Source organism: Vibrio sp. THAF64 (assembly GCF_009363455.1).
GTDB classification, from domain to species: Bacteria; Pseudomonadota; Gammaproteobacteria; order Enterobacterales; family Vibrionaceae; genus Vibrio; species Vibrio coralliilyticus.
Genome location: NZ_CP045355.1, coordinates 3,301,769 through 3,322,254, shown reverse-complemented (window position 1 = coordinate 3,322,254; position 20,486 = coordinate 3,301,769). Strand labels below are relative to the sequence as shown.

The following is a 20,486-nucleotide window of genomic DNA, read 5'->3' as shown; positions in this document are numbered from 1 at the left end:
GTTCAGTATTCATTGAGCCGAACAAAATCTTAAATTGAAGAGTTTGATCATGGCTCAGATTGAACGCTGGCGGCAGGCCTAACACATGCAAGTCGAGCGGAAACGAGTTGTCTGAACCTTCGGGGAACGATAACGGCGTCGAGCGGCGGACGGGTGAGTAATGCCTGGGAAATTGCCCTGATGTGGGGGATAACCATTGGAAACGATGGCTAATACCGCATAATAGCTTCGGCTCAAAGAGGGGGACCTTCGGGCCTCTCGCGTCAGGATATGCCCAGGTGGGATTAGCTAGTTGGTGAGGTAATGGCTCACCAAGGCGACGATCCCTAGCTGGTCTGAGAGGATGATCAGCCACACTGGAACTGAGACACGGTCCAGACTCCTACGGGAGGCAGCAGTGGGGAATATTGCACAATGGGCGCAAGCCTGATGCAGCCATGCCGCGTGTATGAAGAAGGCCTTCGGGTTGTAAAGTACTTTCAGCAGTGAGGAAGGTGGATGTGTTAATAGCGCATTCATTTGACGTTAGCTGCAGAAGAAGCACCGGCTAACTCCGTGCCAGCAGCCGCGGTAATACGGAGGGTGCGAGCGTTAATCGGAATTACTGGGCGTAAAGCGCATGCAGGTGGTTTGTTAAGTCAGATGTGAAAGCCCGGGGCTCAACCTCGGAATTGCATTTGAAACTGGCAGACTAGAGTACTGTAGAGGGGGGTAGAATTTCAGGTGTAGCGGTGAAATGCGTAGAGATCTGAAGGAATACCGGTGGCGAAGGCGGCCCCCTGGACAGATACTGACACTCAGATGCGAAAGCGTGGGGAGCAAACAGGATTAGATACCCTGGTAGTCCACGCCGTAAACGATGTCTACTTGGAGGTTGTGGCCTTGAGCCGTGGCTTTCGGAGCTAACGCGTTAAGTAGACCGCCTGGGGAGTACGGTCGCAAGATTAAAACTCAAATGAATTGACGGGGGCCCGCACAAGCGGTGGAGCATGTGGTTTAATTCGATGCAACGCGAAGAACCTTACCTACTCTTGACATCCTCAGAAGAGACTGGAGACAGTCTTGTGCCTTCGGGAACTGAGAGACAGGTGCTGCATGGCTGTCGTCAGCTCGTGTTGTGAAATGTTGGGTTAAGTCCCGCAACGAGCGCAACCCTTATCCTTGTTTGCCAGCGAGTCATGTCGGGAACTCCAGGGAGACTGCCGGTGATAAACCGGAGGAAGGTGGGGACGACGTCAAGTCATCATGGCCCTTACGAGTAGGGCTACACACGTGCTACAATGGCGCATACAGAGGGCGGCCAACTTGCGAAAGTGAGCGAATCCCAAAAAGTGCGTCGTAGTCCGGATTGGAGTCTGCAACTCGACTCCATGAAGTCGGAATCGCTAGTAATCGTAGATCAGAATGCTACGGTGAATACGTTCCCGGGCCTTGTACACACCGCCCGTCACACCATGGGAGTGGGCTGCAAAAGAAGTGGGTAGTTTAACCTTCGGGGGGACGCTCACCACTTTGTGGTTCATGACTGGGGTGAAGTCGTAACAAGGTAGCGCTAGGGGAACCTGGCGCTGGATCACCTCCTTATACGATGATTACTCACGATGAGTGTCCACACAGATTGATGGTTTATGTAGTTTAAGAGACGATACTGGGTCTGTAGCTCAGGTGGTTAGAGCGTTCGCCTGATAAGCGAGAGGTCGGTGGTTCAAGTCCACTCAGACCCACCAATCTTCCTCCCAGGAGATTGGCAACAGTATCGACACCTTGATGGGGCTATAGCTCAGCTGGGAGAGCGCCTGCCTTGCACGCAGGAGGTCAGCAGTTCGATCCTGCTTAGCTCCACCATCTTTAAGTGTTCTTGAAAAAGAATCTTTAAAAATGGTTCATTTATGAATCTAGCTCTTTAACAATTTGGAAAGCTGACGAATAACAACAATCCCCATCTCTATGAGATGCGTTGTTATTCATTGAAAAGTTCTCAAATCCTAATGACTTGTTCATTAGGTACCAACACACATTCAAGTGTTCTTGGAAACATCCTTGTGATGTTTAATATTTGAGTCCGGCAAAATCGAGTCTGCATCATGTTTAAATAATGGCAGACAACTTTGGTTGTTTGATTGTAAGACCCTTTGGGGTTGTATGGTTAAGTGACTAAGCGTACACGGTGGATGCCTTGGCAGTCAGAGGCGATGAAGGACGTATTAACTTGCGATAAGCCCAGATTAGACAGTAAAAGTCATTTGAGTCTGGGATTTCCGAATGGGGAAACCCACCTGCATAAGCAGGTATCATTATCTGAATACATAGGGTAATGAGGCGAACCGGGGGAACTGAAACATCTAAGTACCCCGAGGAAAAGAAATCAACCGAGATTCCGAAAGTAGCGGCGAGCGAAATTGGACTAGCCCTTAAGCCTTTAATGCGTCAGGTGAAAGTTCTGGAAAGTTCTGCGATACAGGGTGATAGCCCCGTAACCGACAGCGCATTTTAGGTGAAATCGAGTAGGGCGGGACACGTGATATCCTGTCTGAATATGGGGGGACCATCCTCCAAGGCTAAATACTACTGACTGACCGATAGTGAACCAGTACCGTGAGGGAAAGGCGAAAAGAACCCCTGTGAGGGGAGTGAAATAGAACCTGAAACCGTGTACGTACAAGCAGTAGGAGCACCTTCGTGGTGTGACTGCGTACCTTTTGTATAATGGGTCAGCGACTTATATTCAGTAGCAAGGTTAACCATCTAGGGGAGCCGTAGAGAAATCGAGTCTTAACTGGGCGTCGAGTTGCTGGATATAGACCCGAAACCAGGTGATCTAGCCATGGGCAGGTTGAAGGTTGAGTAACATCAACTGGAGGACCGAACCGACTAATGTTGAAAAATTAGCGGATGACTTGTGGCTAGGGGTGAAAGGCCAATCAAACCTGGAGATAGCTGGTTCTCCCCGAAATCTATTTAGGTAGAGCCTCGGACGAATACTACTGGGGGTAGAGCACTGTTAAGGCTAGGGGGTCATCCCGACTTACCAACCCTTTGCAAACTCCGAATACCAGTAAGTACTATCCGGGAGACACACGGCGGGTGCTAACGTCCGTCGTGGAGAGGGAAACAACCCAGACCGCCAGCTAAGGTCCCAAATTACAGCTAAGTGGGAAACGATGTGGGAAGGCTTAGACAGCTAGGATGTTGGCTTAGAAGCAGCCATCATTTAAAGAAAGCGTAATAGCTCACTAGTCGAGTCGGCCTGCGCGGAAGATGTAACGGGGCTAAGCTGTAAACCGAAGCTGCGGCAATGCATTTTATGTATTGGGTAGGGGAGCGTTCTGTAAGCCGTTGAAGGTGAGCTGTAAAGCTTGCTGGAGGTATCAGAAGTGCGAATGCTGACATGAGTAACGATAAAGGGGGTGAAAAACCTCCTCGCCGGAAGACCAAGGGTTCCTGTCCAACGTTAATCGGGGCAGGGTAAGTCGACCCCTAAGGCGAGGCCGAAAGGCGTAGTCGATGGGAAACGGGTTAATATTCCCGTACTTCTTACAATTGCGATGGGGGGACGGAGAAGGCTAGGTGGGCCTGGCGACGGTTGTCCAGGTTCAAGTGCGTAGGCTTGAGAGTTAGGTAAATCCGGCTCTCTCTAAGGCTGAGACACGACGTCGAGCACCTACGGGTGTGAAGTCATTGATGCCATGCTTCCAGGAAAAGCCTCTAAGCTTCAGATTGTAAGGAATCGTACCCCAAACCGACACAGGTGGTCGGGTAGAGAATACCAAGGCGCTTGAGAGAACTCGGGTGAAGGAACTAGGCAAAATGGTACCGTAACTTCGGGAGAAGGTACGCTCCTGTCGGTGAAGTCCCTTGCGGATGGAGCTAACGGGAGTCGCAGATACCAGGTGGCTGCAACTGTTTATTAAAAACACAGCACTGTGCAAAATCGTAAGATGACGTATACGGTGTGACGCCTGCCCGGTGCCGGAAGGTTAATTGATGGGGTTAGACGTAAGTCGAAGCTCTTGATCGAAGCCCCGGTAAACGGCGGCCGTAACTATAACGGTCCTAAGGTAGCGAAATTCCTTGTCGGGTAAGTTCCGACCTGCACGAATGGCGTAATGATGGCCACGCTGTCTCCACCCGAGACTCAGTGAAATTGAAATCGCTGTGAAGATGCAGTGTACCCGCGGCTAGACGGAAAGACCCCGTGAACCTTTACTACAGCTTGGCACTGAACATTGACCCTACATGTGTAGGATAGGTGGGAGGCTTTGAAACCGGTACGCCAGTATCGGTGGAGCCGTCCTTGAAATACCACCCTTGTAGTGTTGATGTTCTAACTTAGACCCGTCATCCGGGTTGAGGACAGTGCCTGGTGGGTAGTTTGACTGGGGCGGTCTCCTCCCAAAGAGTAACGGAGGAGCACGAAGGTGGGCTAATCACGGTTGGACATCGTGAGGTTAGTGCAATGGCATAAGCCCGCTTGACTGCGAGAATGACAATTCGAGCAGGTGCGAAAGCAGGTCATAGTGATCCGGTGGTTCTGTATGGAAGGGCCATCGCTCAACGGATAAAAGGTACTCCGGGGATAACAGGCTGATACCGCCCAAGAGTTCATATCGACGGCGGTGTTTGGCACCTCGATGTCGGCTCATCACATCCTGGGGCTGAAGTCGGTCCCAAGGGTATGGCTGTTCGCCATTTAAAGTGGTACGCGAGCTGGGTTTAGAACGTCGTGAGACAGTTCGGTCCCTATCTGCCGTGGGCGTTGGAAGATTGAAGGGGGCTGCTCCTAGTACGAGAGGACCGGAGTGGACGAACCTCTGGTGTTCGGGTTGTCATGCCAATGGCATTGCCCGGTAGCTAAGTTCGGAATCGATAACCGCTGAAAGCATCTAAGCGGGAAGCGAGCCCTGAGATGAGTCTTCCCTGACCCCTTGAGGGTCCTAAAGGGTTGTTCGAGACTAGAACGTTGATAGGCAGGGTGTGTAAGCGTTGTGAGGCGTTGAGCTAACCTGTACTAATTGCCCGTGAGGCTTAACCATACAACACCCAAAGGGTTTTGATGGACTCAAAGTAAGAACAGATTGAATGTGTAGAGAACACAATAACAGCTTTCCGAATTATTCGATTTGCAAGCAAATCTCACCCTAAAGGGCCGCACTAAAGTGCGTTTGAATTTGCGAGCAAATTGATAAAGAATTTGCTTGGCGACCATAGCGTTGTGGACCCACCTGATCCCATGCCGAACTCAGAAGTGAAACGCAATAGCGCCGATGGTAGTGTGGGGCTTCCCCATGTGAGAGTAGGACATCGCCAGGCTTTAATTTCGACTTTGCTTATCTATTAAGCAAGTCACCATAAAGTTCTAATCTTTTTTAGAGTTTTATGTTGACTTCAACAGTCAGTCGCGTAATATACGCGTCCTGCTTAGGTGCTAAGACACTGAAAGCACAGCTCTTTAACAATATAAACCTATCAATCTGTGTGGGCACTCGTTGATGATAATCCAATTCGATACTTCGGTATCAAATTAGGTTTCAATGATACGAAGTGACCATTGAATCTTCGGATTCAGCACAGTCAATTCAAACATTACTTATGTAATGTTCAGTATTCATTGAGCCGAACAAAATCTTAAATTGAAGAGTTTGATCATGGCTCAGATTGAACGCTGGCGGCAGGCCTAACACATGCAAGTCGAGCGGAAACGAGTTGTCTGAACCTTCGGGGAACGATAACGGCGTCGAGCGGCGGACGGGTGAGTAATGCCTGGGAAATTGCCCTGATGTGGGGGATAACCATTGGAAACGATGGCTAATACCGCATAATAGCTTCGGCTCAAAGAGGGGGACCTTCGGGCCTCTCGCGTCAGGATATGCCCAGGTGGGATTAGCTAGTTGGTGAGGTAATGGCTCACCAAGGCGACGATCCCTAGCTGGTCTGAGAGGATGATCAGCCACACTGGAACTGAGACACGGTCCAGACTCCTACGGGAGGCAGCAGTGGGGAATATTGCACAATGGGCGCAAGCCTGATGCAGCCATGCCGCGTGTATGAAGAAGGCCTTCGGGTTGTAAAGTACTTTCAGCAGTGAGGAAGGTGGATGTGTTAATAGCGCATTCATTTGACGTTAGCTGCAGAAGAAGCACCGGCTAACTCCGTGCCAGCAGCCGCGGTAATACGGAGGGTGCGAGCGTTAATCGGAATTACTGGGCGTAAAGCGCATGCAGGTGGTTTGTTAAGTCAGATGTGAAAGCCCGGGGCTCAACCTCGGAATTGCATTTGAAACTGGCAGACTAGAGTACTGTAGAGGGGGGTAGAATTTCAGGTGTAGCGGTGAAATGCGTAGAGATCTGAAGGAATACCGGTGGCGAAGGCGGCCCCCTGGACAGATACTGACACTCAGATGCGAAAGCGTGGGGAGCAAACAGGATTAGATACCCTGGTAGTCCACGCCGTAAACGATGTCTACTTGGAGGTTGTGGCCTTGAGCCGTGGCTTTCGGAGCTAACGCGTTAAGTAGACCGCCTGGGGAGTACGGTCGCAAGATTAAAACTCAAATGAATTGACGGGGGCCCGCACAAGCGGTGGAGCATGTGGTTTAATTCGATGCAACGCGAAGAACCTTACCTACTCTTGACATCCTCAGAAGAGACTGGAGACAGTCTTGTGCCTTCGGGAACTGAGAGACAGGTGCTGCATGGCTGTCGTCAGCTCGTGTTGTGAAATGTTGGGTTAAGTCCCGCAACGAGCGCAACCCTTATCCTTGTTTGCCAGCGAGTCATGTCGGGAACTCCAGGGAGACTGCCGGTGATAAACCGGAGGAAGGTGGGGACGACGTCAAGTCATCATGGCCCTTACGAGTAGGGCTACACACGTGCTACAATGGCGCATACAGAGGGCGGCCAACTTGCGAAAGTGAGCGAATCCCAAAAAGTGCGTCGTAGTCCGGATTGGAGTCTGCAACTCGACTCCATGAAGTCGGAATCGCTAGTAATCGTAGATCAGAATGCTACGGTGAATACGTTCCCGGGCCTTGTACACACCGCCCGTCACACCATGGGAGTGGGCTGCAAAAGAAGTGGGTAGTTTAACCTTCGGGGGGACGCTCACCACTTTGTGGTTCATGACTGGGGTGAAGTCGTAACAAGGTAGCGCTAGGGGAACCTGGCGCTGGATCACCTCCTTATACGATGATTACTCACGATGAGTGTCCACACAGATTGATGGTTTATGTAGTTTAAGAGAATGAACATCCCCCAAGATGTTCAACTTAGTGTCCCGTTCGTCTAGAGGCCTAGGACACCGCCCTTTCACGGCGGTAACAGGGGTTCGACTCCCCTACGGGATACCATTGGGTCGTTAGCTCAGTTGGTAGAGCAGTTGACTTTTAATCAATTGGTCGCAGGTTCGAATCCTGCACGACCCACCATTCTTCTCCACGAAGAATTAAAACTTATGTGGGCGATTAGCTCAGTTGGGAGAGCACCTGCCTTACAAGCAGGGGGTCACTGGTTCGAGCCCGGTATCGCCCACCATTCTCTAAGTATTTTTGGATTCAAATTTCCAAACCACTTCAGTAATACGTACGTGGTTGGATTTTTGCCGCTGAAAGTCTTTAGAAAATGTAACTTCCTTGTGAAGAAACATGCTCTTTAACAATTTGGAAAGCTGACGAATAACAACAATCCCCATCTCTATGAGATGCGTTGTTATTCATTTAAAGTTCTCAAATCCTAATTCTTAGCTATTTGTTACTAAGAACTAGGTACCAACACACATTCAAGTGTTCTTGGAAATTTGAGTCCGGCAAAATCGAGTCTGCATCATGTTTAAATAATGGCAGACAACTTTGGTTGTTTGATTGTAAGACCCTTTGGGGTTGTATGGTTAAGTGACTAAGCGTACACGGTGGATGCCTTGGCAGTCAGAGGCGATGAAGGACGTATTAACTTGCGATAAGCCCAGATTAGGCAGTAAAAGCCATTTGAGTCTGGGATTTCCGAATGGGGAAACCCACCTGCATAAGCAGGTATCATTACCTGAATACATAGGGTAATGAGGCGAACCGGGGGAACTGAAACATCTAAGTACCCCGAGGAAAAGAAATCAACCGAGATTCCGAAAGTAGCGGCGAGCGAAATTGGACTAGCCCTTAAGCCTTTAATGCGTCAGGTGAAAGTTCTGGAAAGTTCTGCGATACAGGGTGATAGCCCCGTAACCGACAGCGCATTTTAGGTGAAATCGAGTAGGGCGGGACACGTGATATCCTGTCTGAATATGGGGGGACCATCCTCCAAGGCTAAATACTACTGACTGACCGATAGTGAACCAGTACCGTGAGGGAAAGGCGAAAAGAACCCCTGTGAGGGGAGTGAAATAGAACCTGAAACCGTGTACGTACAAGCAGTAGGAGCACCTTCGTGGTGTGACTGCGTACCTTTTGTATAATGGGTCAGCGACTTATATTCAGTAGCAAGGTTAACCATCTAGGGGAGCCGTAGAGAAATCGAGTCTTAACTGGGCGTCGAGTTGCTGGATATAGACCCGAAACCAGGTGATCTAGCCATGGGCAGGTTGAAGGTTGAGTAACATCAACTGGAGGACCGAACCGACTAATGTTGAAAAATTAGCGGATGACTTGTGGCTAGGGGTGAAAGGCCAATCAAACCTGGAGATAGCTGGTTCTCCCCGAAATCTATTTAGGTAGAGCCTCGGACGAATACTACTGGGGGTAGAGCACTGTTAAGGCTAGGGGGTCATCCCGACTTACCAACCCTTTGCAAACTCCGAATACCAGTAAGTACTATCCGGGAGACACACGGCGGGTGCTAACGTCCGTCGTGGAGAGGGAAACAACCCAGACCGCCAGCTAAGGTCCCAAATTACAGCTAAGTGGGAAACGATGTGGGAAGGCTTAGACAGCTAGGATGTTGGCTTAGAAGCAGCCATCATTTAAAGAAAGCGTAATAGCTCACTAGTCGAGTCGGCCTGCGCGGAAGATGTAACGGGGCTAAGCTGTAAACCGAAGCTGCGGCAATGCATTTTATGTATTGGGTAGGGGAGCGTTCTGTAAGCCGTTGAAGGTGAGCTGTAAAGCTTGCTGGAGGTATCAGAAGTGCGAATGCTGACATGAGTAACGATAAAGGGGGTGAAAAACCTCCTCGCCGGAAGACCAAGGGTTCCTGTCCAACGTTAATCGGGGCAGGGTAAGTCGACCCCTAAGGCGAGGCCGAAAGGCGTAGTCGATGGGAAACGGGTTAATATTCCCGTACTTCTTACAATTGCGATGGGGGGACGGAGAAGGCTAGGTGGGCCTGGCGACGGTTGTCCAGGTTCAAGTGCGTAGGCTTGAGAGTTAGGTAAATCCGGCTCTCTCTAAGGCTGAGACACGACGTCGAGCACCTACGGGTGTGAAGTCATTGATGCCATGCTTCCAGGAAAAGCCTCTAAGCTTCAGATTGTAAGGAATCGTACCCCAAACCGACACAGGTGGTCGGGTAGAGAATACCAAGGCGCTTGAGAGAACTCGGGTGAAGGAACTAGGCAAAATGGTACCGTAACTTCGGGAGAAGGTACGCTCCTGTCGGTGAAGTCCCTTGCGGATGGAGCTAACGGGAGTCGCAGATACCAGGTGGCTGCAACTGTTTATTAAAAACACAGCACTGTGCAAAATCGTAAGATGACGTATACGGTGTGACGCCTGCCCGGTGCCGGAAGGTTAATTGATGGGGTTAGACGTAAGTCGAAGCTCTTGATCGAAGCCCCGGTAAACGGCGGCCGTAACTATAACGGTCCTAAGGTAGCGAAATTCCTTGTCGGGTAAGTTCCGACCTGCACGAATGGCGTAATGATGGCCACGCTGTCTCCACCCGAGACTCAGTGAAATTGAAATCGCTGTGAAGATGCAGTGTACCCGCGGCTAGACGGAAAGACCCCGTGAACCTTTACTACAGCTTGGCACTGAACATTGACCCTACATGTGTAGGATAGGTGGGAGGCTTTGAAACCGGTACGCCAGTATCGGTGGAGCCGTCCTTGAAATACCACCCTTGTAGTGTTGATGTTCTAACTTAGACCCGTCATCCGGGTTGAGGACAGTGCCTGGTGGGTAGTTTGACTGGGGCGGTCTCCTCCCAAAGAGTAACGGAGGAGCACGAAGGTGGGCTAATCACGGTTGGACATCGTGAGGTTAGTGCAATGGCATAAGCCCGCTTGACTGCGAGAATGACAATTCGAGCAGGTGCGAAAGCAGGTCATAGTGATCCGGTGGTTCTGTATGGAAGGGCCATCGCTCAACGGATAAAAGGTACTCCGGGGATAACAGGCTGATACCGCCCAAGAGTTCATATCGACGGCGGTGTTTGGCACCTCGATGTCGGCTCATCACATCCTGGGGCTGAAGTCGGTCCCAAGGGTATGGCTGTTCGCCATTTAAAGTGGTACGCGAGCTGGGTTTAGAACGTCGTGAGACAGTTCGGTCCCTATCTGCCGTGGGCGTTGGAAGATTGAAGGGGGCTGCTCCTAGTACGAGAGGACCGGAGTGGACGAACCTCTGGTGTTCGGGTTGTCATGCCAATGGCATTGCCCGGTAGCTAAGTTCGGAATCGATAACCGCTGAAAGCATCTAAGCGGGAAGCGAGCCCTGAGATGAGTCTTCCCTGACCCCTTGAGGGTCCTAAAGGGTTGTTCGAGACTAGAACGTTGATAGGCAGGGTGTGTAAGCGTTGTGAGGCGTTGAGCTAACCTGTACTAATTGCCCGTGAGGCTTAACCATACAACACCCAAAGGGTTTTGATGGACTCAAAGTAAGAACAGATTGAATGTGTAGAGAACACAATAACAGCTTTCCGAATTATTCGATTTGCAAGCAAATCTCACCCTAAAGGGCCGCACTAAAGTGCGTTTGAATTTGCGAGCAAATTGATAAAGAATTTGCTTGGCGACCATAGCGTTGTGGACCCACCTGATTCCATGCCGAACTCAGAAGTGAAACGCAATAGCGCCGATGGTAGTGTGGGGCTTCCCCATGTGAGAGTAGGACATCGCCAGGCTTTAAATTTAGACTTTAAGTCTAACCAGTGCGGAGCGGTAGTTCAGTTGGTTAGAATACCGGCCTGTCACGCCGGGGGTCGCGGGTTCGAGTCCCGTCCGCTCCGCCACTTATTCAGAGAAAGCCCTAACAGCGATGTTAGGGCTTTTTCGTATCTGCAGTATTGTTTTTTGGTCTGTGGCCAACGAGCCCAGTTTAAGTGCAAATCCGAACTCAGTTATCACTTATACGGTGTCTCCACCTTCTGCTACTTATTGAGAAACCCAGTCTAAGGACTGGGTTTTGTCGTTTAGGAGCAAAGCTATTCCCCTCAAGGGAACAAATCCAACTTGCGTTTGGTTGTAGGAATCTACAAACTCAATCGAACCGATGTTTATATAGAAGCCCAATCTCCAGATCGGGCTTCGTAGTTTCTAGAATATGAAATCTAAAGCCCGCTGCTGGCGCAACGGGCTTGTTTATATCTGGAGATGAGTGCTGAAGTACTCGTCTTAGGTTGGCTAGAAGCAATATTTATATATAGCTTTGGAAAGTATCTCGACAGTAGGGTCGATAAACTCAAACGCCAGAAATTCATCCGGTTGGTGAGCTTGGTCAATAGACCCCGGGCCAAGTACTAGCGTTGGACATAGCTGTTGAAGGAAGGGAGCTTCAGTACAGTAATTGACAGTTTCTGAGTCAGTGCCACATATCTCTTCCACGCCTCCTATAAAAGGATGATCATGCTGACATTCGTAACCAGGAATCGGTTCGTGTAGAGGTGTTATATCAATCCGGCCAGGCCATTTGGTCTCGATTTCTTTTAAGGCGCCACGAAGCATGTTGTCCAAGCCATCAAGGCTTATCCCAGGCAGAGGGCGTACGTCATAATGAAGCTCACAACAACCACAGATGCGGTTAGCGCTGTCTCCACCATGAATGTGGCCAAGGTTAAGTGTTGGGCTTGGAATCGCGAACCCAGGATGGTGATACTCTTTGATGAGCTTGTCACGCAACTGCATCATGGCAAAAAGGATTTCATGCATGATTTCAATGGCGTTGACTCCTAAAGCCGGATCTGACGAATGGCCAGATTTGCCTGTGACTCGAATAGCATTGGCAACATGGCCTTTATGGCCTCGTATCGGAACCAAACTAGTAGGCTCCCCGATAATGCAATAGTCTGGCTTGAATGGTGCGTTATCGGTAAAATGACGCGCACCGAGCATGGTCGTCTCTTCATCACAAGTCGCTAAGACATATAACGGCTTACTTTGTTTACTCCAGTTAACCTTCTTTACAGCTTCAAGAATGAAGGCAAAGAAACCTTTCATATCAGCCGTTCCTAGACCGTAGAAGCGGTTATTCGCTTCCGTGAGGGCATGAGGTTCGTAATTCCAGCGACCTTCATCGAAAGGTACTGTATCGCTGTGACCAGCCAGCAACAGCCCTCCTTCACCGCTTCCTATTTTACCTAGCAGATTAAACTTCCCGGGTTCGACTTCGATAATGTCGACTTCAAAACCTATGTCTTGCATCCAACTGGCAAGCTTTTCAATGACTTTTGCATTCCCTTCATCCCAACTCGGATCGGTTGAACTGATGGAAGAGGTAGAAATCAGGCCTTTGTAGACCTCAAGAAAACTGGGTATTTGCATATTAAGTTCGCTTTGCCTGTTGACATAAATCAATAATGAAGGTAAAACACATAATAAATCAGTTTTAATGAATAAAAAACCATTAAAAGCTAAGTTTATTAAATTTATAGTCACTGGTTGGGTGACGATTTTAAGGTCTTAATGGATGTCTGAGATGCTCAAAACTACAATTATTGGCGCCAGCGGTTATACCGGAGCTGAGTTAGCACTTATGGTGCATAAACACCCACAACTTACGCTATCAGGTTTATATGTCTCCGCCAATAGTGTTGATGCCGGTAAATGTATCTCTGAGCTACATGGAAAACTGGCGGGTATTATCAGTCAGCCTGTAGAGCCTTTGAAAGATATCAATGCTGTAGCGGCGGAATGCGATGTAGTTTTTCTTGCTACTGCCCATGAGGTCAGCCACGACATTGCGCCTACGTTTTTGAAACAAGGTTGTCAGGTATTCGACTTGTCGGGCGCTTTCCGAGTTAAGAAACACGGCTTCTATAACGAATTTTATGGTTTTGAGCATCAACATGAAGATTGGCTAGATAGCGCAGCTTACGGTCTTGTTGAATGGAACCACAGCGCCATTAAACAGAGTCAGCTCATTGCTGTACCAGGCTGTTACCCAACAGCCTCACAGCTTGCGATTAAACCTTTGGTCGAGGCGGGTTTGCTGGATTCTGTTCAGTGGCCAGTAATCAACGCAACCAGTGGTGTCTCAGGAGCTGGTCGAAAAGCATCGATGACCAACAGTTTCTGTGAAGTGAGTTTGCAGCCTTATGGTGTGTTCAGCCACAGGCACCAACCTGAGATCGCGACTCATCTGGGGACTGAGGTAATTTTTACCCCTCACTTAGGTAACTTTAAACGTGGCATCCTTGCGACCATCACTATGAAGTTAGCTAGCGGAGTGAGTGAGCAGCAGATCTCAAAAGCATTTAATACGGCATATGAGAATAAACCTGCGGTGCGCCTGCACCAAGCGACGTTACCCAGTATTCAACATGTTGAAAATACACCTTTCTGCGATATTGGTTGGAAGGTACAAGGCGAGCATATCATTGTCGTTTCTGCGATTGATAACTTGCTTAAAGGTGCATCGAGTCAAGCGATGCAATGTTTAAATATCCACTACGGATTTCCAGAGTTAACTGCCCTTGTATAAGCAAGTTGGTAAAGGGAAAAGTAATGACAGATAACAAACCAACTCCATTAGTGATCAAATTGGGCGGTGCTGCCCTTTCGTGTACTGAGACGTTAAGTCAGGTTTTTAGTGCAATTGCTGACTATCAAAAGCAGGCTCAGCGACGAATCGTGATCGTCCATGGAGGAGGTTATCTAGTGGACGATCTTATGGCTCAGCTTCAGATTGAAACGCTGAAAAAAGACGGGCTTCGTGTGACTCCCTATGAGCAAATTCCCTTGATAGCAGGTGCTTTAGCCGGTACGGCGAACAAGATGCTTCAGGGGCAGGCGATCAAAGACGGTTTGAATGCTGTCGGGTTATCCCTTGCTGATGGTGGCTTGTGTCAGGTTGAAGAGTTGGATCCAGAACTAGGCGCTGTTGGTAAAGCGACACCAGGTAACTCTACCGTGTTACAGGCGATTTTATCCGCTGATACATTACCTATTATTAGCTCAATTGGCCTGACTGCAGAAGGTCAGATGATGAACGTCAATGCTGACCAAGCGGCGGTTGCCGTTGCAGGTGCCTTGGATGCCGAGCTTGTTCTATTGTCAGACGTCAGTGGCGTTTTGGATGGCAAAGGCCATCTGATCAAAAGCTTAGATGAGCAAGAAGCACAAAGTCTGATCAATGCGCAGGTAATCACTGACGGCATGATCGTCAAAGTCAATGCAGCACTGGAAGCGGCTAACGATTTAGGCCGACCAATAGAAGTGGCTACCTGGCGTTATCCAGAAAAGCTCGCAGAGCTGTTTGCTGGGCAAAGCATCGGGACACAATTTTTACCTAAGAATTAGTCGCTTGTGTTAAGGCACGAGCACAACAAAAAGAACGAAAAAGTCACCCGTAGCACTGACCGCCACGCGCAGAGCCGGGATTTTGGAGAAAAGAAAATGAGCAAGTTAAAAGTAAATAAAGTAGTAGTCGCATATTCTGGCGGTCTGGATACTTCAGTGATTATCCCTTGGTTGAAAGAAAACTATGATTGTGAAGTGGTCGCGTTTGTGGCCGATGTTGGTCAAGGTGCAGAAGAATTAGAAGGCATCGAAGCAAAAGCGAAGGCTTCAGGTGCATCTGAGTGTTATGTCGCTGACCTGAAAGAAGAAATGGTCGCAGACTACATCTACCCGACGCTGAAAACAGGTGCTTACTACGAAGGCAAATACTTGTTGGGTACATCGATGGCTCGCCCAATCATTGCGAAAGCTCAGGTTGAGGTTGCGCGTAAAGTAGGCGCCGATGCCCTTTGCCACGGCTGTACAGGTAAAGGTAACGACCAAGTACGTTTTGAAGGCGCTTTTGCCGCTTTGGCCCCTGATCTTCATGTGATTGCCCCTTGGCGCGAATGGGATCTGGTTAGCCGTGAAGAGTGTCTGGACTACCTTGCTGAACGCAACATTCCTTGTACGGCTTCACTAACGAAGATTTATTCACGTGATGCTAATGCATGGCACATCTCAACAGAAGGTGGTGTTCTGGAAAATACGTGGAATGCGCCTAATGAAGACTGCTGGGTTTGGACAGCCGATCCTGAGCAAGCTCCGAATGAAGCTGAATACGTTACGCTGAAAGTCGAAAAAGGCGAAGTGGTTGGCGTGGATGGTGAAAACATGACGCCATACAACGCACTTGTTTACCTGAATGAAAAAGGTGCTAAGCATGGTGTTGGCCGTATCGATATTGTAGAAAACCGTCTGGTTGGTATGAAGTCTCGTGGTTGTTATGAAACTCCGGGTGGCACGATTATGATGGAAGCGCTGCGTGCTGTTGAGCAGCTGGTACTGGATAAGACCGCATTTGAATTCCGTGAAGAACTAGGCGTTAAGGCTTCTCATCTTGTATACGACGGCCGTTGGTTCACACCATTGTGTAAATCCATTCTCGCAGCGTCAGAAGAACTGGCTCAAAATGTAAACGGTGAAGTCGTGATTAAGTTGTATAAAGGTCAAGCTACGGTGACCCAGAAGCGCTCAGTGAACAGCCTTTATTGTGAAGAGTTTGCTACTTTTGGTGAAGATGAAGTTTACGATCAAAGCCATGCAGAAGGCTTCATTCGCCTTTACTCACTGTCTAGCCGTATTCGTGCGCTGAATAGTCAGAAAAAGTAACCCTTAACTTATCTAGCTGACGAGCCCATTTGCTTAGCAAATGGGCTCGTTGTTTTTTGGTAACCAAAACAACAGCGCTTAAAATGCCCATGAATAAATATGTAGAAATAATGAATTAATACTTTATTTTTGGTTTGAATTGCCGTAAGTTTGAACCATCAGAAAAATACTGGGTTTCACCCAGAAATAGCAATAGATCAAAAACTGTTCGCACTGACAGTGAGCACCGGTAATCAGGAGATACGCAATGGCATTATGGGGCGGAAGATTTACCCAAGCAGCAGACACGAGATTCAAAGAATTTAACGATTCATTGCGCTTTGATTACCGATTGGCAGAACAAGATATTGTGGGCTCAATCGCTTGGTCGAAAGCGTTGTTATCAGTGGATGTGCTTAATGAAGAAGAGCAACAGAAGCTAGAACTGGCGTTGAATGAACTTAAGCTAGAAGTGATGGAAGATCCTCATCAGATCCTTCGTTCTGACGCGGAAGATATCCATTCATGGGTTGAGCAACAACTGATTGGCAAAGTGGGTGACTTAGGCAAAAAACTGCACACAGGCCGTTCTAGAAACGATCAGGTCGCGACTGACCTTAAACTCTGGTGTCGTCAGCAAGGTCAACAGCTACTGATGGCATTGGATCGTCTGCAATCTCAAATGGTATCGGTCGCGAAAGAGCATCAGGCAACGGTTCTGCCAGGCTACACACACTTGCAGCGTGCCCAGCCGGTGACGTTTGCCCATTGGTGTTTGGCTTATGTGGAAATGTTCGAGCGGGACTACTCGCGCCTTCATGACGCCATCGAACGTTTAGATACTTGCCCGCTTGGTTCCGGTGCTTTGGCAGGAACGGCTTACCCTATCGACCGGGAGCAGCTGGCGCATAACCTTGGTTTTCGCCGCGCGACACGGAACTCACTGGATTCGGTTTCCGACCGTGATCATGTCATGGAGCTGATGTCGGTAGCCTCTATTTCTATGCTTCACTTGTCGCGTTTGGCAGAAGATATGATTTTCTACAACTCGGGCGAGTCTAACTTTATCGAATTGGCGGATACTGTGACCTCAGGATCGTCGTTGATGCCACAAAAGAAAAACCCAGATGCGCTGGAGCTGATACGTGGTAAGACAGGGCGGGTCTACGGCTCACTGGCTGGCATGATGATGACGGTGAAAGCATTGCCGCTCGCTTACAACAAAGATATGCAGGAAGACAAAGAAGGGCTGTTCGATGCGCTAGACACCTGGAACGACTGTATGGAAATGGCGGCGCTTTGTTTCGATGGCATCAAAGTAAACGGCGAGCGTACATTGGAAGCTGCGAAACAAGGCTATGCGAATGCCACTGAGTTGGCAGATTATCTGGTGGCTAAAGGCATCCCATTCCGTGAGGCACACCACATTGTGGGTGTTGCAGTAGTGGGAGCCATTGCGAAAGGTTGTGCGTTAGAGGAACTGTCGATTGCGGAACTGAAAGAGTTCTCCTCAGTCATAGAAGAAGATGTTTACAGCATACTGACGATAGAATCGTGCCTTGAGAAGCGTAGTGCTCTGGGCGGGGTTTCGCCAAAGCAAGTCGCTCATGCAGTCGAGCAAGCGGAAGGGCGCCTTATCAAACGGGATACCTCTGCGGTGAATGTTCGTCCTGCGCGTTTGACGGATATTGAAGCGCTAGAAGGTATGGTGACTTACTGGGCCAATATGGGGGAGAACTTACCTCGTTCTCGCAGTGAACTGGTGAGAGATATTGGCTCTTTCGCCGTTGCAGAGCACCATGGCGAGGTGACTGGATGTGCGTCGCTCTATGTCTATGACTCTGGGCTGGCCGAGATTCGTTCACTGGGTGTCGAAGCGGGCTGGCAAGGGCAAGGTCAGGGAAGCGCGATTGTACAATACTTGGTGGAAAAAGCGCGCCAGATGGCGATCAAGAAAGTGTTCGTTCTGACTCGTACTCCAGAGTTCTTTATGAAGCAAAGTTTTCTACCGACATCGAAGTCGCTATTACCGGAGAAAGTGCTTAAAGATTGTGATCAGTGCCCTCGCCAGCACGCTTGTGATGAAGTTGCGTTAGAAGTGAATCTGGTTGAGAAATCTATCGCGCGAGCAAATGTTGCTTAACGCATTGATGGTTAAGGTTTTCGAAGAAAGATCAAAAAAGATCGAATGTTTTTGGGAACCTTATTCAAAAGGCAGGGTCTATTAAAGTACCACTGCTTTTTCTTAGAAGAATCTAAGAGAGCCCCAGAATCGACGTTGATTTTGGGGCTTTTTTCTTTTCTCGTACCGAGAATGTTTCCCCAAAACCCATTACCTCTAACCTTTTTTGTTTCTGCGCCGCCAAGGTAAAATGACAAAGCGCATCCAGAGGTGAAGGAATAACAAGCTGTTAAATGCGAACCCTGCGATGATCAAAGCGATAGACTCTATGCTTAGAGGGTTATCTCTGAAGGCAAACCACCAGATAACCCAGCACAATACTGATAGCACAGTAAGCTGATCCATACATCGCTGACAACGGCCTATTTTTTTCCAGAACCAGTTGCTATTTTTACAGTAGTCGCATGTCATGAGCATCGTTTATTGGGTAACATGTGCTTTGATAATATCTCAAGCTAACGTGAAAGTGATAAAAATGATCGAACGTCAACAAACTAAACAACGTATGAGCCGTATCGTGAAGCATAACGGCACGATTTACCTATGTGGGCAAGTGTGTGCGGATGCGACGAAAGGCATTACTGAACAGACGCAAACTATGTTGGATAAAGTTGAAGAGCTGCTGCTTGAAGCGGGCAGTGACAAGGAGCATATGTTGTCTGCGACGATTTATTTGAAGGACATGAAAGACTTCCAGGAAATGAATGCGGTATGGGATGCATGGGTTCCTGAAGGTCACGCTCCAGCTCGAGCATGTGTTACTGCTGATATGGCGCGTGAAGCCTTGTTGGTGGAGATCTCTGTGATTGCAGCTGAGAAATAATGAGTCTATATGATAAAAAACGAGCCAATTGGCTCGTTTTTATTTTTTGTTTAGGGTTAGCAACCCGGTCCACAATCAAGACAGTGTTTAATCATCTCTGGGCCTAAGTGCAGTTTCGCATTCAGGTCCCGCAGAGCAGTGCGAACTCCTTCTTCAATCACTGGGTGATAGAAAGGCATATCGAGCATTTCTGAAACGGTCATCTTATTTTGATGTGCCCACGCCAGTAAGTGTGCAAGATGCTCAGCATTAGGTCCTATCATTTCAGCCCCTAGGAAACGCCCGGTACCTTGTTCACCATAGACATGCAAGATGCCTTTGTTGCGTAGCATAACGCGTGAACGACCTTGACCTTCAAATGACACCTCTCCTGTCGCAAAGCAGCCACAGTTACCTAGACGGGTTTCAAGTTGTTTAAAGGATTCACCTACCATTGCAATCTGAGGGTCAGAGAATACCGCTGAGATTGACGAACGACGTAATCCTGCTCGGATATCTGGATAGCGACCTGCATTGTCACCGGCAATTCGGCCTTGATCTGCCGCCTCATGGAGCAACGGAATCTGGTTACTGGCATCGCCGGCGATAAAAATATTGTCTACTGATGTTTGCAGTGTGTAATGGTCGGCTGTTGGTACGCCGCGTTCATCAAGGGCAACTTGGGTATTTTCAATTGCCAACTGATCGACATTTGGACGGCGACCCGTCGCAGCAAGTACATAGTCAACAATGAAGGTTTCCAGCTCGCCATCGTGATTGATGAATTGGATCTCGACTTTATCTTCACCTTCTACGCGTCGCATGCTTTCGACTTTCACGTCAGCATCAAGATAGAACTCTTCTTTAAACGCTTTGTCGGCATAGGCCATCACTTCAGGATCTGTTATCGGCCCTACTTGACCGCCGAGGCCAAACAGTTTGACCTTAACGCCGAGCCGATGCAGTGCCTGCCCCAGTTCAAGGCCGATCACCCCCGGGCCAAAGACGGCTACCGATTCAGGCAGATCATCCCAATCAAACACATCATCATTAATGACCAAACGATCCCCTAGCTCATTCCAGACACCCGGATAAGCCGGGCGAGAGCCTGTTGCAATCACAATACGTTTGGCCGTGATCTGGGTATGGTCATCCACCATCAATGTGTTGTTGTCGACAAATTTAGCGTAGCCCGCGATTTTGTCTTCAGCTGGGATCTCATCCACGCCTTCAAGTACAAAGCCAACGAAGCGATCACGCTCTCTCTTGACGCGATCCATGACTTCACGGCCATTGATGACAACCTCACCTTGCGGATGGATACCAAAGCCCGGTGCTTTTTCTATCTGATGCACGCTTTCTGCAGCCGCGATCAGCAGCTTAGATGGCATGCAGCCCACTCGAGCACAGGTTGTTCCGTATGGCCCACCTTCAATCATAACGACACTAGAGGTATGCGCTTTGGCTGAGCGATATGCGCCTAGACCGGCTGTACCACCACCAATAATAGCAACATCGACATTGAGCTGTTTCATTGTGAGTTCTCGCTTTGTC

General features: G+C 48.9%; 8 protein-coding genes, 6 tRNA genes and 6 rRNA genes. 17 read left to right on the top strand and 3 right to left on the bottom strand.

What is annotated here, in order from left to right; all coding sequences use genetic code 11:
* Window positions 1-31 precede the first annotated feature (31 nt).
* The 12 genes from FIU99_RS15505 (at window position 32) to FIU99_RS15450 (ending at window position 11,153) form a co-directional block, all read left to right on the top strand.
* Window positions 32-1,584: ribosomal RNA gene (locus FIU99_RS15505) — 16S ribosomal RNA — on the top strand.
* Window positions 1,585-1,650: 66 nt separating this feature from the next.
* A tRNA-Ile gene (locus FIU99_RS15500) sits at window positions 1,651-1,727 on the top strand.
* Window positions 1,728-1,769: 42 nt separating this feature from the next.
* Window positions 1,770-1,845: transfer RNA gene (locus FIU99_RS15495), tRNA-Ala, on the top strand.
* Window positions 1,846-2,144: 299 nt separating this feature from the next.
* A 23S ribosomal RNA gene (locus FIU99_RS15490) occupies window positions 2,145-5,033 on the top strand.
* A gap of 161 nt (window positions 5,034-5,194) precedes the next feature.
* Window positions 5,195-5,310: ribosomal RNA gene (gene rrf, locus FIU99_RS15485) — 5S ribosomal RNA — on the top strand.
* Window positions 5,311-5,627: 317 nt separating this feature from the next.
* Window positions 5,628-7,180 (top strand): 16S ribosomal RNA (locus FIU99_RS15480).
* 89 nt (window positions 7,181-7,269) lie between these two features.
* Window positions 7,270-7,345 (top strand) — tRNA-Glu (locus FIU99_RS15475).
* A 2-nt stretch (window positions 7,346-7,347) separates the two neighbouring features.
* A tRNA-Lys gene (locus FIU99_RS15470) sits at window positions 7,348-7,423 on the top strand.
* 30 nt (window positions 7,424-7,453) lie between these two features.
* Window positions 7,454-7,529: transfer RNA gene (locus tag FIU99_RS15465), tRNA-Val, on the top strand.
* A 350-nt stretch (window positions 7,530-7,879) separates the two neighbouring features.
* Window positions 7,880-10,768: ribosomal RNA gene (locus FIU99_RS15460) — 23S ribosomal RNA — on the top strand.
* Between the two features lie 161 nt (window positions 10,769-10,929).
* Window positions 10,930-11,045: ribosomal RNA gene (gene rrf / locus FIU99_RS15455) — 5S ribosomal RNA — on the top strand.
* Together the 16S, 23S and 5S rRNA genes with 6 tRNA genes alongside form the textbook arrangement of a ribosomal RNA operon.
* A 31-nt stretch (window positions 11,046-11,076) precedes the next feature.
* Window positions 11,077-11,153, top strand: a tRNA-Asp gene (locus FIU99_RS15450).
* Between the two features lie 391 nt (window positions 11,154-11,544).
* On the opposite strand, the gene argE is transcribed toward FIU99_RS15450, so the two are convergent.
* Complete coding sequence (argE, locus tag FIU99_RS15445) at window positions 11,545-12,681, bottom strand: acetylornithine deacetylase (RefSeq protein ID WP_006957172.1); 1,137 nt, start codon at window positions 12,679-12,681, stop codon at window positions 11,545-11,547.
* 154 nt (window positions 12,682-12,835) lie between these two features.
* Between argE and argC the strand changes: the two genes are divergently transcribed.
* From argC to argH, 4 genes are all read left to right on the top strand, one after another.
* On the top strand, window positions 12,836-13,840 hold the full coding sequence (argC, locus tag FIU99_RS15440) for an N-acetyl-gamma-glutamyl-phosphate reductase (RefSeq protein ID WP_039951085.1): 1,005 nt from the start codon (window positions 12,836-12,838) through the stop codon (window positions 13,838-13,840).
* Between the two features lie 23 nt (window positions 13,841-13,863).
* Window positions 13,864-14,658, top strand: a complete 795-nt coding sequence (gene argB, locus FIU99_RS15435) for an acetylglutamate kinase (RefSeq protein WP_006957170.1) — start codon at window positions 13,864-13,866, stop codon at window positions 14,656-14,658.
* Window positions 14,659-14,754: 96 nt separating this feature from the next.
* Window positions 14,755-15,969 carry an argininosuccinate synthase gene (locus FIU99_RS15430; protein WP_006957169.1) on the top strand — a complete coding sequence of 405 codons (1,215 nt, stop codon included), beginning with the start codon at window positions 14,755-14,757 and terminating at the stop codon, window positions 15,967-15,969.
* A gap of 247 nt (window positions 15,970-16,216) precedes the next feature.
* Complete coding sequence (gene argH / locus FIU99_RS15425) at window positions 16,217-18,091, top strand: argininosuccinate lyase (protein ID WP_006957168.1); 1,875 nt, start codon at window positions 16,217-16,219, stop codon at window positions 18,089-18,091.
* Window positions 18,092-18,286: 195 nt separating this feature from the next.
* Here the strand turns inward: argH and FIU99_RS15420 are convergent, their stop codons facing one another.
* Entirely contained in the window at window positions 18,287-18,541 is a 255-nt protein-coding gene (locus FIU99_RS15420) for a DUF3624 domain-containing protein (protein ID WP_039951089.1), read from the bottom strand.
* 64 nt (window positions 18,542-18,605) lie between these two features.
* On the opposite strand from FIU99_RS15420, the gene FIU99_RS15415 reads away from it, so the two are divergent.
* Window positions 18,606-18,953, top strand: a complete 348-nt coding sequence (locus FIU99_RS15415) for a RidA family protein (protein WP_006957166.1) — start codon at window positions 18,606-18,608, stop codon at window positions 18,951-18,953.
* A gap of 56 nt (window positions 18,954-19,009) precedes the next feature.
* On the opposite strand, the gene FIU99_RS15410 is transcribed toward FIU99_RS15415, so the two are convergent.
* The gene (locus FIU99_RS15410; protein WP_006957165.1) at window positions 19,010-20,467 is read right to left on the bottom strand and encodes a dihydrolipoyl dehydrogenase; all 1,458 of its coding nucleotides are present in this window, start codon (window positions 20,465-20,467) and stop codon (window positions 19,010-19,012) included.
* Window positions 20,468-20,486 lie beyond the last annotated feature (19 nt).

What these genes read in the sequence shown, in the direction of transcription:
- argE (WP_006957172.1), bottom strand. Translation starts at nt 12,681, where the DNA reads ATGCAAATACCCAGTTTTCTTGAGGTCTACAAAGGCCTGATTTCTACC.
- argC (WP_039951085.1), top strand. Translation starts at nt 12,836, where the DNA reads ATGCTCAAAACTACAATTATTGGCGCCAGCGGTTATACCGGAGCTGAG.
- argB (WP_006957170.1), top strand. Translation starts at nt 13,864, where the DNA reads ATGACAGATAACAAACCAACTCCATTAGTGATCAAATTGGGCGGTGCT.
- FIU99_RS15430 (WP_006957169.1), top strand. Translation starts at nt 14,755, where the DNA reads ATGAGCAAGTTAAAAGTAAATAAAGTAGTAGTCGCATATTCTGGCGGT.
- argH (WP_006957168.1), top strand. Translation starts at nt 16,217, where the DNA reads ATGGCATTATGGGGCGGAAGATTTACCCAAGCAGCAGACACGAGATTC.
- FIU99_RS15420 (WP_039951089.1), bottom strand. Translation starts at nt 18,541, where the DNA reads ATGACATGCGACTACTGTAAAAATAGCAACTGGTTCTGGAAAAAAATA.
- FIU99_RS15415 (WP_006957166.1), top strand. Translation starts at nt 18,606, where the DNA reads ATGATCGAACGTCAACAAACTAAACAACGTATGAGCCGTATCGTGAAG.
- FIU99_RS15410 (WP_006957165.1), bottom strand. Translation starts at nt 20,467, where the DNA reads ATGAAACAGCTCAATGTCGATGTTGCTATTATTGGTGGTGGTACAGCC.